14 protein-coding genes and 1 pseudogene are annotated in these 13,956 nt (G+C 72.0%); 11 read left to right on the forward strand and 4 right to left on the reverse strand.

What is annotated here, in order from left to right:
• Positions 1-30: 30 nt before the first annotated feature.
• Positions 31-270 carry a winged helix-turn-helix domain-containing protein gene (locus ACFOX0_RS08720; protein WP_377543362.1) on the reverse strand — a complete coding sequence of 80 codons (240 nt, stop codon included), beginning with the start codon at positions 268-270 and terminating at the stop codon, positions 31-33.
• A gap of 212 nt (positions 271-482) precedes the next feature.
• Here ACFOX0_RS08720 and ACFOX0_RS08725 point away from each other — a divergent pair, with 212 nt between their 5' ends.
• Positions 483-806, forward strand: a complete 324-nt coding sequence (locus ACFOX0_RS08725; RefSeq protein WP_377543363.1) for a DivIVA domain-containing protein — start codon at positions 483-485, stop codon at positions 804-806.
• Positions 807-896: 90 nt separating this feature from the next.
• Here the strand turns inward: ACFOX0_RS08725 and ACFOX0_RS08730 are convergent, their stop codons facing one another.
• Positions 897-1,871 carry an endonuclease domain-containing protein gene (locus tag ACFOX0_RS08730; protein WP_377543364.1) on the reverse strand — a complete coding sequence of 325 codons (975 nt, stop codon included), beginning with the start codon at positions 1,869-1,871 and terminating at the stop codon, positions 897-899.
• A 463-nt stretch (positions 1,872-2,334) separates the two neighbouring features.
• On the opposite strand from ACFOX0_RS08730, the gene ACFOX0_RS08735 reads away from it, so the two are divergent.
• The 7 genes from ACFOX0_RS08735 (at position 2,335) to ACFOX0_RS08765 (ending at position 9,398) form a co-directional block, all read left to right on the forward strand.
• A complete protein-coding gene (locus ACFOX0_RS08735; RefSeq protein WP_377543365.1) occupies positions 2,335-3,120 on the forward strand; it encodes an ABC transporter ATP-binding protein in 786 nt (261 codons plus the stop codon).
• Positions 3,107-3,799 carry an ABC transporter ATP-binding protein gene (locus tag ACFOX0_RS08740; protein ID WP_377543366.1) on the forward strand — a complete coding sequence of 231 codons (693 nt, stop codon included), beginning with the start codon at positions 3,107-3,109 and terminating at the stop codon, positions 3,797-3,799. Before ACFOX0_RS08735 ends, ACFOX0_RS08740 begins: the two co-directional genes overlap by 14 nt.
• An 83-nt stretch (positions 3,800-3,882) precedes the next feature.
• A complete protein-coding gene (locus ACFOX0_RS08745; RefSeq protein ID WP_377543367.1) occupies positions 3,883-5,127 on the forward strand; it encodes an ABC transporter substrate-binding protein in 1,245 nt (414 codons plus the stop codon).
• Between the two features lie 7 nt (positions 5,128-5,134).
• Positions 5,135-6,016 (forward strand): branched-chain amino acid ABC transporter permease, encoded by an 882-nt coding sequence (locus tag ACFOX0_RS08750; protein WP_377543368.1) that lies wholly within the window; start codon positions 5,135-5,137, stop codon positions 6,014-6,016.
• Positions 6,013-7,050, forward strand: a complete 1,038-nt coding sequence (locus ACFOX0_RS08755; protein ID WP_377543369.1) for a branched-chain amino acid ABC transporter permease — start codon at positions 6,013-6,015, stop codon at positions 7,048-7,050. The genes ACFOX0_RS08750 and ACFOX0_RS08755 overlap by 4 nt, the downstream gene beginning before the upstream one ends.
• A gap of 157 nt (positions 7,051-7,207) precedes the next feature.
• Positions 7,208-8,773, forward strand: coding sequence for an MFS transporter (locus ACFOX0_RS08760; protein ID WP_377543370.1), 1,566 nt, complete (start codon positions 7,208-7,210; stop codon positions 8,771-8,773).
• A gap of 13 nt (positions 8,774-8,786) precedes the next feature.
• Positions 8,787-9,398, forward strand: coding sequence for a TetR/AcrR family transcriptional regulator (locus tag ACFOX0_RS08765; RefSeq protein WP_377543371.1), 612 nt, complete (start codon positions 8,787-8,789; stop codon positions 9,396-9,398).
• A gap of 20 nt (positions 9,399-9,418) precedes the next feature.
• On the opposite strand, the gene ACFOX0_RS08770 is transcribed toward ACFOX0_RS08765, so the two are convergent.
• Positions 9,419-11,338 carry a helix-turn-helix domain-containing protein gene (locus ACFOX0_RS08770; RefSeq protein WP_377543573.1) on the reverse strand — a complete coding sequence of 640 codons (1,920 nt, stop codon included), beginning with the start codon at positions 11,336-11,338 and terminating at the stop codon, positions 9,419-9,421.
• Between the two features lie 15 nt (positions 11,339-11,353).
• On the reverse strand, positions 11,354-12,136 hold the full coding sequence (locus ACFOX0_RS08775) for a 3-hydroxybutyrate dehydrogenase (protein WP_377543372.1): 783 nt from the start codon (positions 12,134-12,136) through the stop codon (positions 11,354-11,356).
• Positions 12,137-12,403: 267 nt separating this feature from the next.
• On the opposite strand from ACFOX0_RS08775, the gene ruvC reads away from it, so the two are divergent.
• From ruvC to ACFOX0_RS08790, 3 genes and pseudogenes are all read left to right on the forward strand, one after another.
• Complete coding sequence (ruvC, locus tag ACFOX0_RS08780) at positions 12,404-12,931, forward strand: crossover junction endodeoxyribonuclease RuvC (RefSeq protein ID WP_377543373.1); 528 nt, start codon at positions 12,404-12,406, stop codon at positions 12,929-12,931.
• On the forward strand, positions 12,928-13,533 hold the full coding sequence (gene ruvA, locus ACFOX0_RS08785; protein WP_377543374.1) for a Holliday junction branch migration protein RuvA: 606 nt from the start codon (positions 12,928-12,930) through the stop codon (positions 13,531-13,533). Before ruvC ends, ruvA begins: the two co-directional genes overlap by 4 nt.
• Before the next feature lie 48 nt (positions 13,534-13,581).
• Positions 13,582-13,785, forward strand: a pseudogene (locus ACFOX0_RS08790) (Holliday junction branch migration DNA helicase RuvB); the annotation flags it as partial.
• Positions 13,786-13,956: the final 171 nt, after the last annotated feature.

The following is a 13,956-nucleotide window of genomic DNA, read 5'->3' on the forward strand; positions in this document are numbered from 1 at the left end:
CGGGGACGGCGGCGCTCGGCGCCCGGCAGGTCAGGAGTCGCCGAGCCAGGTCTTCGGGTCGGTGACGTAGACGCCCTTGCCTTGGTGCCGCCGGATCACCCGCAACGCCTCCAGCCGGACGTAGACCATCTGAATGGTCGAGGTGCCCACCTTGTAGTCCGCGGCCATCTGCGCGATCGAGGGCAGCTTGTCCTCGGGTCTGAGCCGCTTGGCCTTGACCGTGGCGATGATGTCGTCGGCGATTCGGATGTAGTCGGGTGTGCTCGGCATGACGCTCCTTGAGTGGCAGGCCAATTTGATCACGAAAAGCCTCGGCACCACAACTGACTGTTGACCTACACGACTAAGCCGTGAGAGTCTGTTTGCGGGTCGCTCCTTGTGTGGCAACGAGATCGGCTCACTGCGGCGGGGCGGAGTTGGAGCCGCCCCGCCGATCAGACTCCGGCAGTGACGGCCGGGCGACAGCATCGGAAGGGACGCAGGTGGCCACGGTGTATCGCGGTGGTCGGCCGCTCGGGAACGACGACCCGAACAGGCTCACCCCGTACGAGATCCGCACCCGAAGCTTCCCCACCCGGCTGCGTGGCCTGGACGCCGAGCAGGTCCGGGCCTTCCAGCGGCGGGTGGCCGAGGAACTGACCGACCTGTACTCGGCGGTCCGGCTGCTCGGCGCCGAGAACGACCGGCTCCGCCAGCGGCTGCGCGACTGGCAGTCCGCGCACGCCCAGCACTGCGGCCGGGACCGGGCGGCCCGGGACGAGGAACGCCGCCGCCTGGACCGGTGGCGCAACCAGCGCTCCTGGTGAGCCGGGCGGCCGCAGGGCCGCGAAGATCGCGTTCGACAAGACGAAGGTGAACGTCGTGGGGGGTGACGATGCCCGGCGTGAGTCGCGAGGTCAGCGGTTCGCCAGGATGGCGAGGGTTTCCCGGCGGACCTCGTCGGGTTCGTGCGTCAGGCGGCGGTGGCTGAAGCGGACCACCAGGATGCCGAGGGTGGCCAGCAGGGCGTCGCGGCGTAGGTCGATCTCGCGCTGTCGCGGGTCGCCGTGGGTGGTGGCGCCGTCGAGTTCGATGTTGAGGCGCTGCCGCTCGGCGTACATGTCGAGGTACATGACGCGTCCGCCGGCCTCGATCCGGAACTGGCGCAGGAACGGGGGCATGCCCGGGCCGGTGAAGACGTGGTCGTGGCCCCAGATCTCCAGCGGGCTGCGACAACCCGCGGCGAGCCGGTCGAGCAGCATTCGGAGTTCGGCCCGGCCGGTCAACCTGGGGGCGGTCGCAAGCGCCTCGGCGATGCGGTGCGGGGTGGTGAGACGGTTGTTGACCGCTCGGATGACCGGGCCGGGTCGTTCGGTCGGCGGCAACAGCGGCCAGGAGTCGACCAGGGTGGGCTCCAACGCGGTGAGTGGCAGGCCCTTCCGGTGCACGACATCCGGTGCTTCCACGATGAAGTCGGGTCGGCGGTGGATGAGCAGGTACGGGCGGTTCCGGATGGTGGAGTGGACCGGGGCGCTCAGGTGTATCGGCTGGCTGGAGGGCTGCTGGTGCAGGCCCCATGAGCGTAGGGCGGTGAGGTGGCTGAGGGCGGCTCGCCCGTCGGCGTAGGCCAGGGCCGCCTGGATGGCCAGGTCTTGACTCAGGTGGGCCAGTGGTGGACGGGGTGAGGGTGACCGTTCCGGGGTGGATTTCTGCTCCGGGGTGGGCTTCTGCTCGAGGAGTCGAGCGTCCACGTAGACCCGTGGCAGCACGCGACGCAGGTGGCCGGCACGGTAGGCCCGCTCCAACGTCCAGGGGGCCACCACCTGCAGCGCCGCGTTCCGGGTGACCAGCCCGCCGTGCCGGTCCACCAGCGACTGAAGCACAGGATGCACGCCGCCGACCGTGCCGACAGCCGCCACCTGCGCGCAACCACCGCCCGCCGACCTGTGCACAACCGCCCCGCCTGTGCACAGCCCCCACGCCCGCTGTCGATCTGCTAAGGGCCCATCAAGATCACTGGCACTTTTTCGGTTGCCCCAACGGCGTGTCGTACCGAAAAAGTGCCAGCGTTGCCGGGACGTCCTCGGGGCGGTGGGGTGGGCACATGTGGGGGTGGGCGGAGGGGGAGTGGCGGGGGAGGCGGGTGTGGGGGCGGGTTGGTCCGGGGTGCTCGGCATGTCGGGGCGGGCCGTCTGGCGCGCCTTCAATGTGTGGTGCGGCTACATGGCTCGGGTCTTGGCGCGGCCGTAGGTTTCCCGGGAACGACGGGACTGTGACGGCTGTCACCGGTTCGTCGGGCGAGGGCGCCGCCAGGTGGGGTGGTGCGAGCCGAGTTCGGAAGCGCGGAGGTGCTGGATGGGCGAGGGGGCGCTGCTGGCGGTGCGCGGGCTGACCCGCGACTTCCGGGGCTTCCGCGCGGTCGCCGGGGTGGACCTCGACGTGGTCGCCGGTACGGTGCACGCGCTGGTCGGGCCGAACGGCGCCGGCAAGACGACGCTGTTCAACCTGCTGACCGGCTTCCTCAAGCCGAGCGGCGGGCGGATCGAGTTGGCCGGGCGGGATGTGACCGGGCTGCCGCCGGAGCGGGTGGCCCGGCTCGGGGTGGCCCGCTCGTTCCAGATCACCAGCCTCTTCCCGCAACTGTCCGGCCGGGAGCACGTCGAACTCGCCCTGCAGAGCGCCAGCGGGCTGGGTTGGCGGTTCTGGCGGTCGGCGACGCTGATGCGGCGGTACTCCGAGCGGGCTCTGGAACTGCTCGACATGGTCGGTCTGGGCGAGGTGGCCGAGGTGCCGGCGGACGCGCTCGCGTACGGGCGCAAGCGGGCCTTGGAGCTGGCGATCGCGTTGGCGCTGGACCCGAAGGTGCTGCTGCTGGACGAGCCGACGGCGGGCATGGGGCTGGAGGACGTCGACCGGACCGTCGAGTTGATCCAGCGGGTCCGGGCCGGTCGGACCGTGGTGATGGTCGAGCACAACATGAGCGTGGTGGGCCGGCTGGCCGACCGGGTCAGCGTGCTGCAGGCCGGTCGGATCCTGGTCGAGGGGCCGTACGAGCAGGTCCGCGCCGACGAGCGGGTGATCACCGCCTACCTGGGCGCCGCCACCGGCGAGGGGAAGGAGTCCGGCCATGTTGCGGGTTGAGGGGCTGTCCGCCTGGTACGGCGAGGCGCGGGTGCTGCGGGAGGTCAGCCTGCGGATCGAGCCCGGCGAGGTGGTGACCCTGGTCGGGCGCAACGGCGCCGGCAAGTCCACCCTGCTGCGCTGCGTGATGGGGCTGCACACCGGGCAGCGCGGCACCGTCGAACTCGACGGGCGGGACCTGCGCCGACTGCCGGCGCACCGGCGGGCCCGGCTCGGCCTCGGCTGGGTGCCCGACGACCGGGGCAGCTACGCCAGCCTGTCGGTGGCCGAGCAGCTCACCCTGCCGCCCACCGTCGGTCCGCGACCGTGGTCGGTGGAGCAGGTGTACGCGGCGTTCCCGGTGCTGCGCGAGCGCCGGGCCGCGCCGGCCACCACGCTCTCCGGCGGCGAGCAGCAGATGCTCGCCCTGGCCCGGGTGCTGCGGATGGGCGCCCGACTGCTGCTCTGCGACGAACCGACCGAGGGACTGTCCCCGCTGCTGGTCCAGCAGGTCGGCGACATCCTCCGGCAGGCCAAGGAGCACGGCGTGACCGTGCTGCTGGTGGAACAGAACCTGCACTTCGCCACCGGCGTCGCCGACCGGCACTACCTGCTGGCGCAGGGCAGCGTCGTCGAGGCGATGGACAACTCCGAGGTGCGCTCCCGGGAGCGCGAGCTCCTGTCGTACCTCGGGATCTGACACCCCGTACCCCCGGATCCGACGACCGACGACCCCTGACGAACCGCGAACCGCGCCCCGCGCGGACCTGGGAGGAATAGCTGATGCGTGCAACCGCGGCTGTCGCGGTGGCCTCGGCCACCGTGCTGCTCGTCGCCGGGTGTGGCGGTGGCGGCCCGAAGAGCTCGGGCGACACCAAACTGACCGACGACAAGATCGTGCTGGGCGTGCTGAACGACCAGTCCGGTGTCTACAGCCAGTTGTCCGGCAAGAACTCGGTGAAGGCCGTGGAGATGGCCATCGCCGACTTCAAGGCCAGGCACGGGGACAAGGCGGTGACGAAAAACATCACCGTGGAGACCGCCGATCACCAGAACAAGCCGGACATCGCCAACACCAAGGCCGCCGAACTGTACGACCGCAAGGCGGTGGACGCCATCCTCGACGTGCCCACCTCGTCGGCGGCGTTGAAGGTGGCCGACGTGGCCAAGGCGAAGAAGAAGCTCTACTTCAACATCTCCGGCGCCACAATGGACCTGACCGGCAAGTCCTGCAACAAGTACACGTTCCACTACGCGTACGACACGTACATGCTGGCCAACAGCACCGGCAAGACGGCCACCGAGCAGGGTGCCAAGAACTGGTACATCGTCTACCCGAACTACGCGTTCGGTCAGGACATGGAGAAGAGCTTCTCGACGGCGGTCGAGGGCGCCGGCGGGAAGATCGTCGCCAAGGATCCCACGCCATTCCCGAACGACAACTTCTCCAGCCAACTGCTCAAGGCCTCGACGCTGAACCCGAAGCCGGACGTGCTGGGCACCATGCAGGCCGGCGCGGACCTGGTCAACCTGGTGAAGCAGTACAACGAGTTCAAGCTGCGGGACAAGGGCATCGGCCTGTCGGTCGGACTGATGTTCCTCACCGACATCCACTCGCTGACCCCGGCCGCGCTCGCCGGCACCACCTACACCGACGCCTGGTACTGGAACTTCGACGCCAAGAACCGGGAGTTCGCCGACCGGTTCCAGTCCGAGACCGGCACCCGGCCCACGTTCGCGCACGCGGCCAACTACTCGGCCGCCACGCAGTACCTGGAGGCGGTGCAGGCGGCCGGTACCGACGACGCCGACAAGGTGGTCGGGCAACTGGAGGGCAGGAGCGTCGACGACGTCTTCCTGCGCAACGGCAAGATCCGGGCGGAGGACCACCGGGTCATCCACGACGCGTACCTGGCACAGGTCAAGGCGCCGGCCGACGTCAAGGAGGACTGGGACTACGTCAAGGTCCTGAAGACCATCCCCGCGGCGGAGGCGTTCCGCGCCCCGTCCGGCGAGTGCAAGCTGTGACGAGGTCATGAGCGGTTTCCTGCAACACACGTTCAACGGGTTGGTGAGCGGGGCGTTCTACGCCCTGCTCGCCCTCGGGCTGGCCGTCATCTTCGGGATGCTCCGGGTGGTCAACTTCGCCCACGGGGCCTTCTACATGCTCGGCGCGATGGGGGCGTACGTCCTGCTCACCGAGGCCGGGGTGCCGTTCTGGGCGGCCCTGGTGATCATGCCGGTCGGGTTGGGCCTGCTCGGCATGGGGCTGGAGCGGGCGTTCATCCACCGGCTGACCCGGCTCGACCCGCTCTACAACTTCCTGCTCACCTTCGGCCTGACGCTGATCCTGCAGGATCTGGTGAAGTCCCGGTACGGCGTGCAGTCCAGCCCGTACGCCACGCCCGCCGAGCTGAGCGGGTCGGTCGACCTCGGGTTGTTCGACTTCCCGACGTACCGGGTGTTCGTGCTCGGCTTCGCCGTGGCGGTCTGCGTCGGGGTGTGGTGGTTGCTGTCGCACACCCGGATCGGCGTGGTGGTCCGCGCGGCCACCGAGCGACCCGAGCTGACCCGGGCGTTCGGCATCGACGTGGGCCGGTGGGTCACCCCGGTGTTCGGCTTCGGCATCGCCCTGGCCGGGCTGGCCGGGGTGCTGGCCGCGCCGATGCGCGCGGTCAACCCGCTGATGGGCGCGGACCTGATCATCCTGGTCTTCGCGGTGGTGGTGATCGGCGGGCTCGGTTCGATCTTCGGCTCGGTGGCCGCCGGCTTCGCCATCGGCCTGGTGCAGACCTGGGGCGTGGTCTACCTGTCGGACTGGCCGATCGTGGCGCAGACGCTGGTGTTCATCGTGATGGCCGCCGTGCTGCTGTGGCGCCCGGCCGGCCTGTTCGGGCGGGAGGAGACGGCCGCATGACCCCGACATCCACCACCGACCCGGCGGCACAGCCGCGGGCCGCCGGTTCCGCACCGGCCCGACCCCGGTCGGTCACGGCCGCCGTGGGCGCCGCGCCGGCCTGGGTACGCTACGCGCTGCTCGCCCTCGGGCTGGTCGTCGCGCTGTACCTGCCCAACGGGCTGTACCCGACCGTCGCCGTGGACATCCTCTGCTGGTCGTTGTTCGCCGTCGCGGTGGACCTGCTGCTCGGCTTCACCGGGCTGATGTCGTTCGGGCACGCGGCCTTCTGGGGGGCCTCGGCGTACGCGACCGGGCTGGTGGCCACCAGGGCCGGTGCGCCGTTCCCGGTGGCCGTACTGGCCGGGGCGGTGCTGGCGGCGCTGCTGGCGGTGCCGATCGGCTATCTCGCCGTCCGGCGCACCGGCATCTACTTCGCGATGGTGACCCTGGCCTTCGCGCAGATGGTCTACTACGTCGCCAACGAGTGGAGTTCGCTCACCGGCGGTGAGAACGGGTTGCAGGGGGTGCCCCGCGAACTGGCCGGGCTGGACCTGTCCGACGAGTACTACTTCTACTACGCCGCCCTGCCGATCGTGCTGCTCGGGCTCTTCGCGGCCTGGCGGATCGTGCACTCGCCGTTCGGTCGGGTGCTGGTCGGCATCCGGGACAACCCGGCCCGCGCCCGGGCGCTGGGCTACCCGGTGCACCGGTACAAGCTGATCGCGTTCGTGCTGTCCGCGTTCCTGGCCGGGCTGGGCGGCGGACTGTTCGCGATCGGCCACATGTTCGTCTCGCTGGACGTGCTGCATTGGACCACCTCCGGCAAGGCGGTGATCGTCGTGGTGCTCGGCGGCATCGGCACGCTGTGGGGCGGGCTGGTCGGCGCGGCGATTCTGGTCCGGTTGGAGGACTGGCTGTCGTTCTCCGGGTTCGAGTCCGTCGGCCTGGTCACCGGCGGCATCTTCGTCCTGGTCGTGCTGCTGTTCCGGCGCGGCGTCTGGGGCACGGTGGCCGCGCTGGCGAACCGGTGGTGGTCGGGCCGCCGGAAGTGACGCCGCGGGCCCGCGGACCGCCGGCCGGGAGAGCTGGATCACATTCTGATACGAGACGGTTCCGTATCGCTTTGGGGGGCCATAGTCTTCCTCACGTTACGAGTCTGATCCGTATCGAAACAGGTGCGGAGTCACACCGGGGGGAGATCCACGGAGTATGCAACCGCACGAGAACACCGGACACCCGAGGCGCTGGGCCATCCTCGGCGTGCTGGTGGTGAGCCTGCTGGTGGTGGTGCTGGACAACACCATCCTCAACGTCGCCCTGCGCACGCTCGCCGACCCGGACCACGGTCTGGGCGCCACCCAGTCGGAGCTGGAATGGTCCATCAACTCCTACACGCTGGTCTTCGCCGGCCTGCTGTTCAGCTTCGGCGTGCTCGGTGACCGGTACGGGCGCAAGCGCTTCCTGCTGGTCGGGCTGGCCCTGTTCGGCCTGGCGTCGCTGCTCTCGGCGTACGCCCAGGACCCGACCCAACTGATCTTCGCCCGCGCGCTGATGGGGATCGGCGGCGCGGCCATCATGCCGGTGACCCTGTCGATCATCTCGAACGTCTTCGACCCGCGCGAGCGGGCCCGGGCCATCGGCCTGTGGTCCGGCGCGGTCGGCCTCGGCGTCGCGATCGGCCCGATCCTCGGCGGTGCGCTGCTGGAACACTTCTGGTGGGGCTCGGTCTTCCTGATCAACGTGCCGGTGGTGCTGATCGGCCTGGTCGCCGTCGCCGCGCTGGTGCCCGAGTCGCGGGACCCGAAGCCGGGCCGGATCGACGTGGTCGGCGTGCTGCTGTCGGTGCTCGGCCTGGTGGCCCTCTCCTACGGCATCATCGACGGCGGCGAGCACGGCTTCGACCGTCCGCTGGTCTGGCTGACCATCGGCGGTGGCCTGGCGGTGCTGGCCGGCTTCGTCGCGTACGAGCGGCGGATCGCCGAGCCGTCGCTGGACGTACGGCTGTTCCGGCTGCCCCGGTTCGCGGCGCCGGTCGCGGTGGTCGGTCTGGTCTTCTTCGCCGCCATGGGCGTGCTGTTCTTCGGCTCGTTCTACCTGCAGCTGGTCCGGGACTACAGCCCGTTGCAGACCGGCCTGCTGTTCCTGCCGTTCGCCTCCGCCCAGTTGGTCTTCGCGCCGCGCAGCGCGGCCATGGTCCGCCGGTACGGCGCCAAGGCGGTCTCCGCGGTCGGCCTGCTGCTGACCACCGTCTCGCTCGGCGCGTTCGCCTTCGTCGAGGCGGACACGCCGATCTGGATCGTCGCGGTGGTCTACTTCGTCCAGGGCGTCGGGATGGCCAACATCATGCCGCCGGCGATGGAGTCGATCATGTCCGCGCTGCCCCGGGAACGGGCCGGCGTCGGCTCGGCGGTCAGCAACACCGTCCGCCAGGTCGCCGGCGCGTTCGGCGTCGCCGTGATCGGCTCAGTGCTGGCCGCCGTCTACCGGGACCAGATCGCCCCGGCCACCCGGGGCCTGCCCGGACCGGCCCGGGACGCCGCCAACGAGTCGATCGCCGGGGCGTACGGGGTGGCCGGGCGGCTCGGTTCCGCCGGGCACGGGCTGGTCTCGGCCGCCAACGACGCCTTCGTCTCGGCCATGCACTGGGCGGCCGTGCTGTCGGCGGTCTTCGCCGCCCTCGGGGTGCTCGTGGTGCTGCGCTGGATGCCCGGTCGGACGGCCGCGCCGCAGGTCGAACCGCGACCCGCGGCGGAACCAGAGTTGGCCTCTGCGTGACAAGTCGGAAACAATGGTGGGCATGACCTCCACCTCCGCGGCTGCTCCGCGGTCGCCCGGGCGACCGCGGAGCAGCCGCGCGGACGAGGCGATCGTCGAGGCCGTCCTGGACCTGCTCGCCGAGGGCGGCGCCGTTGACTCGCTCTCCATCGAGGCGATCGCCGCCCGGGCCGGCGTGGGCAAGGCGACCATCTACCGCCGGTGGGCGGGCAAGAAGGAACTGCTGCGCGACGCGCTGCGCACCCTGAAGGGCGCCCCGCCGGCGCCGGCGGGTGACTCGGTCCGCGACGACCTGGTCATCCTGCTGCGGGGCGTGGGTCGGCACTACGACCCCCGGGCCGTCAAGATCATGCCGTGCCTGGTCTCCGAGGTGAACCGCAGCCCCGAGCAGCGCCGGATCTTCGAGGAGATGTCCGAGCCCCGTAGACGGGTGATGCGGGAGGTGCTGGAGCGCGGCATCGCCACCGGTGAGCTGCGCCCCGATCTGGACGTCGAGGTGACCTTGCTGCTGCTGACCGGTCCGATGCTGATGCGCCAGCTGCTCGGTCGGCTGCCCGAACGTGACCCCGACGAACTGGCCGGCCAGCTCGTCGACGCCGTCCTGGCCGGCCTCAGGCCGCGCTGACCGCGCCGGGTCGCGCCGGCTCAGGCCGCCGGGGTACGCAGGCGGTGCAGGCGCAGCGCGAGCTGCACCTCCAACGCCCGCTCGGGCTTCTGCCAGTCCGTGCCGAGCAGCTGACCGACCCGCTCCAGCCGCTGGGTCACCGTGTTCACGTGCACGTGCAGCAGCTCGGCCGCCCGGGCCAGGCTGCCGCCCATCCCGAAGTACGCCTCCAGGGTGCGCACCAGCGCGGTACCGCGCCGGCTGTCGTACTCGACGACCGGGCCGATCGCGTCGGTGAGGAACCGGGACACGTCCCGATCGGCGCCGTCACCCACCGCGCCCAGCAGCAGGCCGACGAAACCGAGTTCCGTCGTGCTCGCCCCGTCACCCAGCCGACCCAGGGCGGACAGCGCGGTCAGGCACCGGTCGGCCTCCCGGAACACCGTCACCAGCGAGGCCGGCCCGTCCGCCGGGCCGCTGCCGCCCGCCGTCACCGGCCGGCCGGTCAGCCGGGACAGGTCCCGGGACACCGCCCGCGCGGCCCCGCCCGCGTCCTCGCCGGGCAGCATCAGCACCACCCGTCCGTCCCGGGCCGCGGCGAGCCCACCGCGCGTCGAGGCGTACGTGGTGGCCCAGGACAACACCCGCTGCCGGGCCGACCCGGTCGCCGCGAACGCGTCGTCGTCCACCGCCACCAGCACGTGCGGCGCGTCCAGGTCCACCCCCAACCGGCGGGCCCGGGTACGCAACCCCTCCTCGTCGCGGACCGGCCGGGCGATCAGGTCGTCCAGCAGCTCACCGCGCACCCGGCCCTCGGCCTCGGCCGCCGTCCGGCGGAACAGCAGCAGCAGCGCCGTCACCTGGGCACCCCGCTCCAGGATCCGCTGGTCCGCGTCGACCAACTCCTCCCCGGCGCGCAGCACCAGCGCGCCGAGGTTCTCCGCGCCGGCCACCACCGCCGCGTACCAGAGCGGGCCGCGCAGCACGCTGCGCCCCTCGGTCCGGGACGCCGCCACCGCCTCCACCAACGCGGCCCGGTCCGGCTCGGCGATCTCACCGACCCGGGCCAGCGTCCGGCCCTCGGCGTCCAACGCCAGCAGCGCGCCGCCCAGCACCTCGGTCACCGCCGCCGCCACGTCCCGCACGTCGCCGCCCCGCAGCACCAGCGACGTCATCCGGTCGTGCGCGGCCGCCGCCCGCTCCACCGACGCGCTGTGCGCCTGAATGGTGGCGTTCGCGGCGGACAGCTCGGCCAGCGCCGCCCGGGTCTCGGCCAGCAGTCGGGCGGTGTCCAGCGCCACCGCCGCGTGCGCGGCCAGCGAGCCCAGCAGCGACACCTCCTCCCGGGCGAACGGCCGGGCCGAGCGGTTGGCCGCGTACAGCACGCCGATCACGCTCGACCCCAGCCGCAGCGGTACGCCGAGAATGGCCACCAGGCCCTCCTCGCCCACCCCGGCGTCGATCTCACCGGTGTGCCGGAACCGCTCGTCGGCCGAGTAGTCCGCGGTGGCGTACGGGGTGCCGGTCTGCGCCACCAGACCGCCCAGGCCGGTGCCCATCTCCAGCCGCAGCCCCTGGAACCGGGCCGAGACCGACCCGTCGGTGACCCGCATGTACGTGTCGCCCCGGTCTGCGTCGTTCAACGTCATGTACGCCACGTCGGTGCCCAGCAGGTTCCGGGCCCGGTGCACGATCGCCCGCAGCACCGCGTCCACGTCCCGCAGCCCGGCCAGGTCGTTGGCCGTGTCGTACAGGCCGGACAGCTCCACCTCGCGCTGCCGACGGCGCTCCAGCAGGGCGCGTACCCGCAGCGCCAGCACCTTGGTCCGGTCCAACTCGGCGAGCCGCTCGGCGGGCTCGCCGGCGGCCCGGGCGGCCACCAGGGGCCCCTCGAACTCCACCGCGGCGGCCTCCCGGGCCAGCAGTTCGAGGAACTCGATCGGCGCGGACATGAGGGCCATTCTGCTGGACACGGCTCAGTTCGCCGTCCAGCCCCCGTCGAGGGCGATCGACGCCCCGGTGATGAAGGACGCGGCCGGGGAACAGAGGTACGCCAGCAGCTCGGCCACCTCGTCCGGCTCGATCAACCGTTTGATCGCGGCCCGGGCCAGCATGATCTTCTCGATCACCTCGCTCTCCGGGATGCCGTGACTGGCCGCCTGCGCCGCGATCTGGTCCTCCACCAGCGCGGTGCGCACGTACGCGGGGTTGACGCAGTTGGCGGTCACCCCGTGCTCGGCGCCCTCCAGCGCGACCACCTTCGACAGCCCCTCCAGGGCGTGCTTCGCCGACACGTACGCCGACTTGAACGGCGAGGCCCGCAGCCCGTGCACCGAGGAGATGTTGACGACCCGGCCCCAGCCGCGGTCGTACATGTGCGGCAGCGCCCGGCGGATCAGCAGGAACGGCGCCTCGACCATGACCCGGTGGATGTAGGCGAACCGCTCGGCGGGGAACTCCGGCACCGGCGCGACGTGCTGCAGCCCGGCGTTGTTCACCACGATGTCCACCGCCCCGTCCAGCCGGTCCACGGCGTCCCGGTCGGCCAGGTCGACGCCCTCGGCCCGGCCGCCGCACTCCGCGGCGACGGCCTCGGCCGCCTCGACGTTGCGGTCGACCACCACCACCGCCGCGCCGGCCGCGGCCAGCCGGACCGCGCAGGCCCGGCCGATGCCACTCCCACCACCGGTCACCAGCGCGGTACGACCGGACAGGTCGACCTGTACGACGTGGGGGACCACTACGGGTTCTGCCGTCATGGCGCACAAAGTAACGACGCCCGTGCCCGATCTCACATGGCCGCCGCACACATACTCAACCCCCGCCCTATGTGGCGTTCCGCCCGCCGGTCCGCGGACGTCGCCACCCGCGGTCGGACCTCGTTGGCGGCGGCGACCACGACGTCACGTACCCGGGCGGGCCGCCCGGTGGCGCGGGCCCGGCACCGGGCGTGTCGGTGGGCGGTGGTTTCTGATCAACCACTAGGGTGTCGAACACGTGTACGCGCCGACGGAGAGGGGGTCACGTTGCGGGTACTCGGCGTCGACCCGGGACTGACCCGGTGCGGAGTCGGTGTCGTCGAGGGCGTGCCCGGACGACCCTGCACCCTGGTCGCCTACTACGTCGTGCACACCCATCCGGACGACGAACTGCCGAACCGGCTGCTGCACCTGGATCGGTCGCTGGCCGAGCTGGTCGCCGAGCACCGGCCGGACAGCGTGGCGGTCGAGCGGGTGTTCAGCCAGCACAACGTCCGTACCGTGATGGGGACCGCGCAGGCCAGCGCGGTGGCGGTGCTGGCCGGCGCGCGGGTCGGCCTGCCGGTGCAGACGTACACCCCGAGCGAGGTGAAGGCGGCGGTGACCGGCTCCGGGCAGGCGGACAAGGCGCAGGTGACCTCGATGGTCACCCGGCTGCTGCGGCTCGACGCGCCGCCCCGGCCGGCGGACGCGGCCGACGCGCTGGCGCTGGCCATCTGTCACATCTGGCGCGGCGGGACCCGGTCCAAGCTGGCCGCCGCCGCCGAACGGGTCCGACGAGGAGGAGCGCGATGATTGCGAGCGTGCGCGGCGTGGTCGCCGGAATGACGCCGGACGGCGCGGTGATCGAGGTGGGCGGCGTCGGGCTGGCCGTGCACTGCGCCCCCGGCACCCTCGCCGGCCTGCGGGTCGGCGCACCGGCCCGGCTGGCGACCAGCCTGGTGGTCCGCGAGGACTCGCTGACCCTGTACGGCTTCGCCGACGACGACGAGCGGCAACTGTTCGAACTGCTGCAGACCGCCAGCGGGGTCGGTCCCCGGCTGGCCCAGGCGGTGCTGGCGGTGCACACCCCGGACATCGTCCGCAAGGCCGTCGCCAACGCCGACCTGGCCACCCTGACCCGGGTGCCCGGGATCGGCAAGAAGGGCGCCGAGCGGCTGGTGCTGGAGCTGCGGGACCGGATCGGACCGGTCGCGGTGGGCCCGGACGGCGCGGCCGGCGTCACCACCGGCGCGTGGCCCGAGCAGGTCCGCCAGGCGCTGGTCGGACTCGGCTGGACCGGGGCGCAGGCCGAACAGGCGGTGGCCGCGGTGGCCGAGACGGTGGACGGCGAGGCGCCGCCGGTGCCGGTGCTGCTGAAGCAGGCCATCCGGCTGCTCGGCAAGACCGGTCGATGACGGTGGACGGTCCGGTGGCGCCGGCGGGGCCGGGGAAGGGGTGGCCGGGTGAGTGAGCAGGACGGGCTGGTGTCGGCGTACGCGAGCGACGCCGAGCGGGACGCGGAGGTCAGCGTCCGGCCGAAGCGGCTGGCCGACTTCATCGCCCAGCACCGGGTCCGTGACCAGCTCGACCTGCTGCTGAAGGGCGCGATGGGCCGCGGTACCCCGCCCGACCACATCCTTTTGTCCGGACCGCCCGGATTGGGCAAGCCGGTCTCGGTGGACGCGCTGGTGCTGCTGGCAGACGGTTCGCGGCGACGGTTGGGCGACATCGAGGTCGGCGACCGGGTGATCACCCGTACCGGCGCGCCGGCCGAGGTGCGGGCGGTGCACGAGCAGGGCGAGCTGGACTGCGTCCGGATCCGTACCACCGGCGGCCGG

It is taken from the genome of Micromonospora zhanjiangensis, from assembly GCF_042650605.1.
Lineage (GTDB): Bacteria > Actinomycetota > Actinomycetes > Mycobacteriales > Micromonosporaceae > Micromonospora_J > Micromonospora_J zhanjiangensis.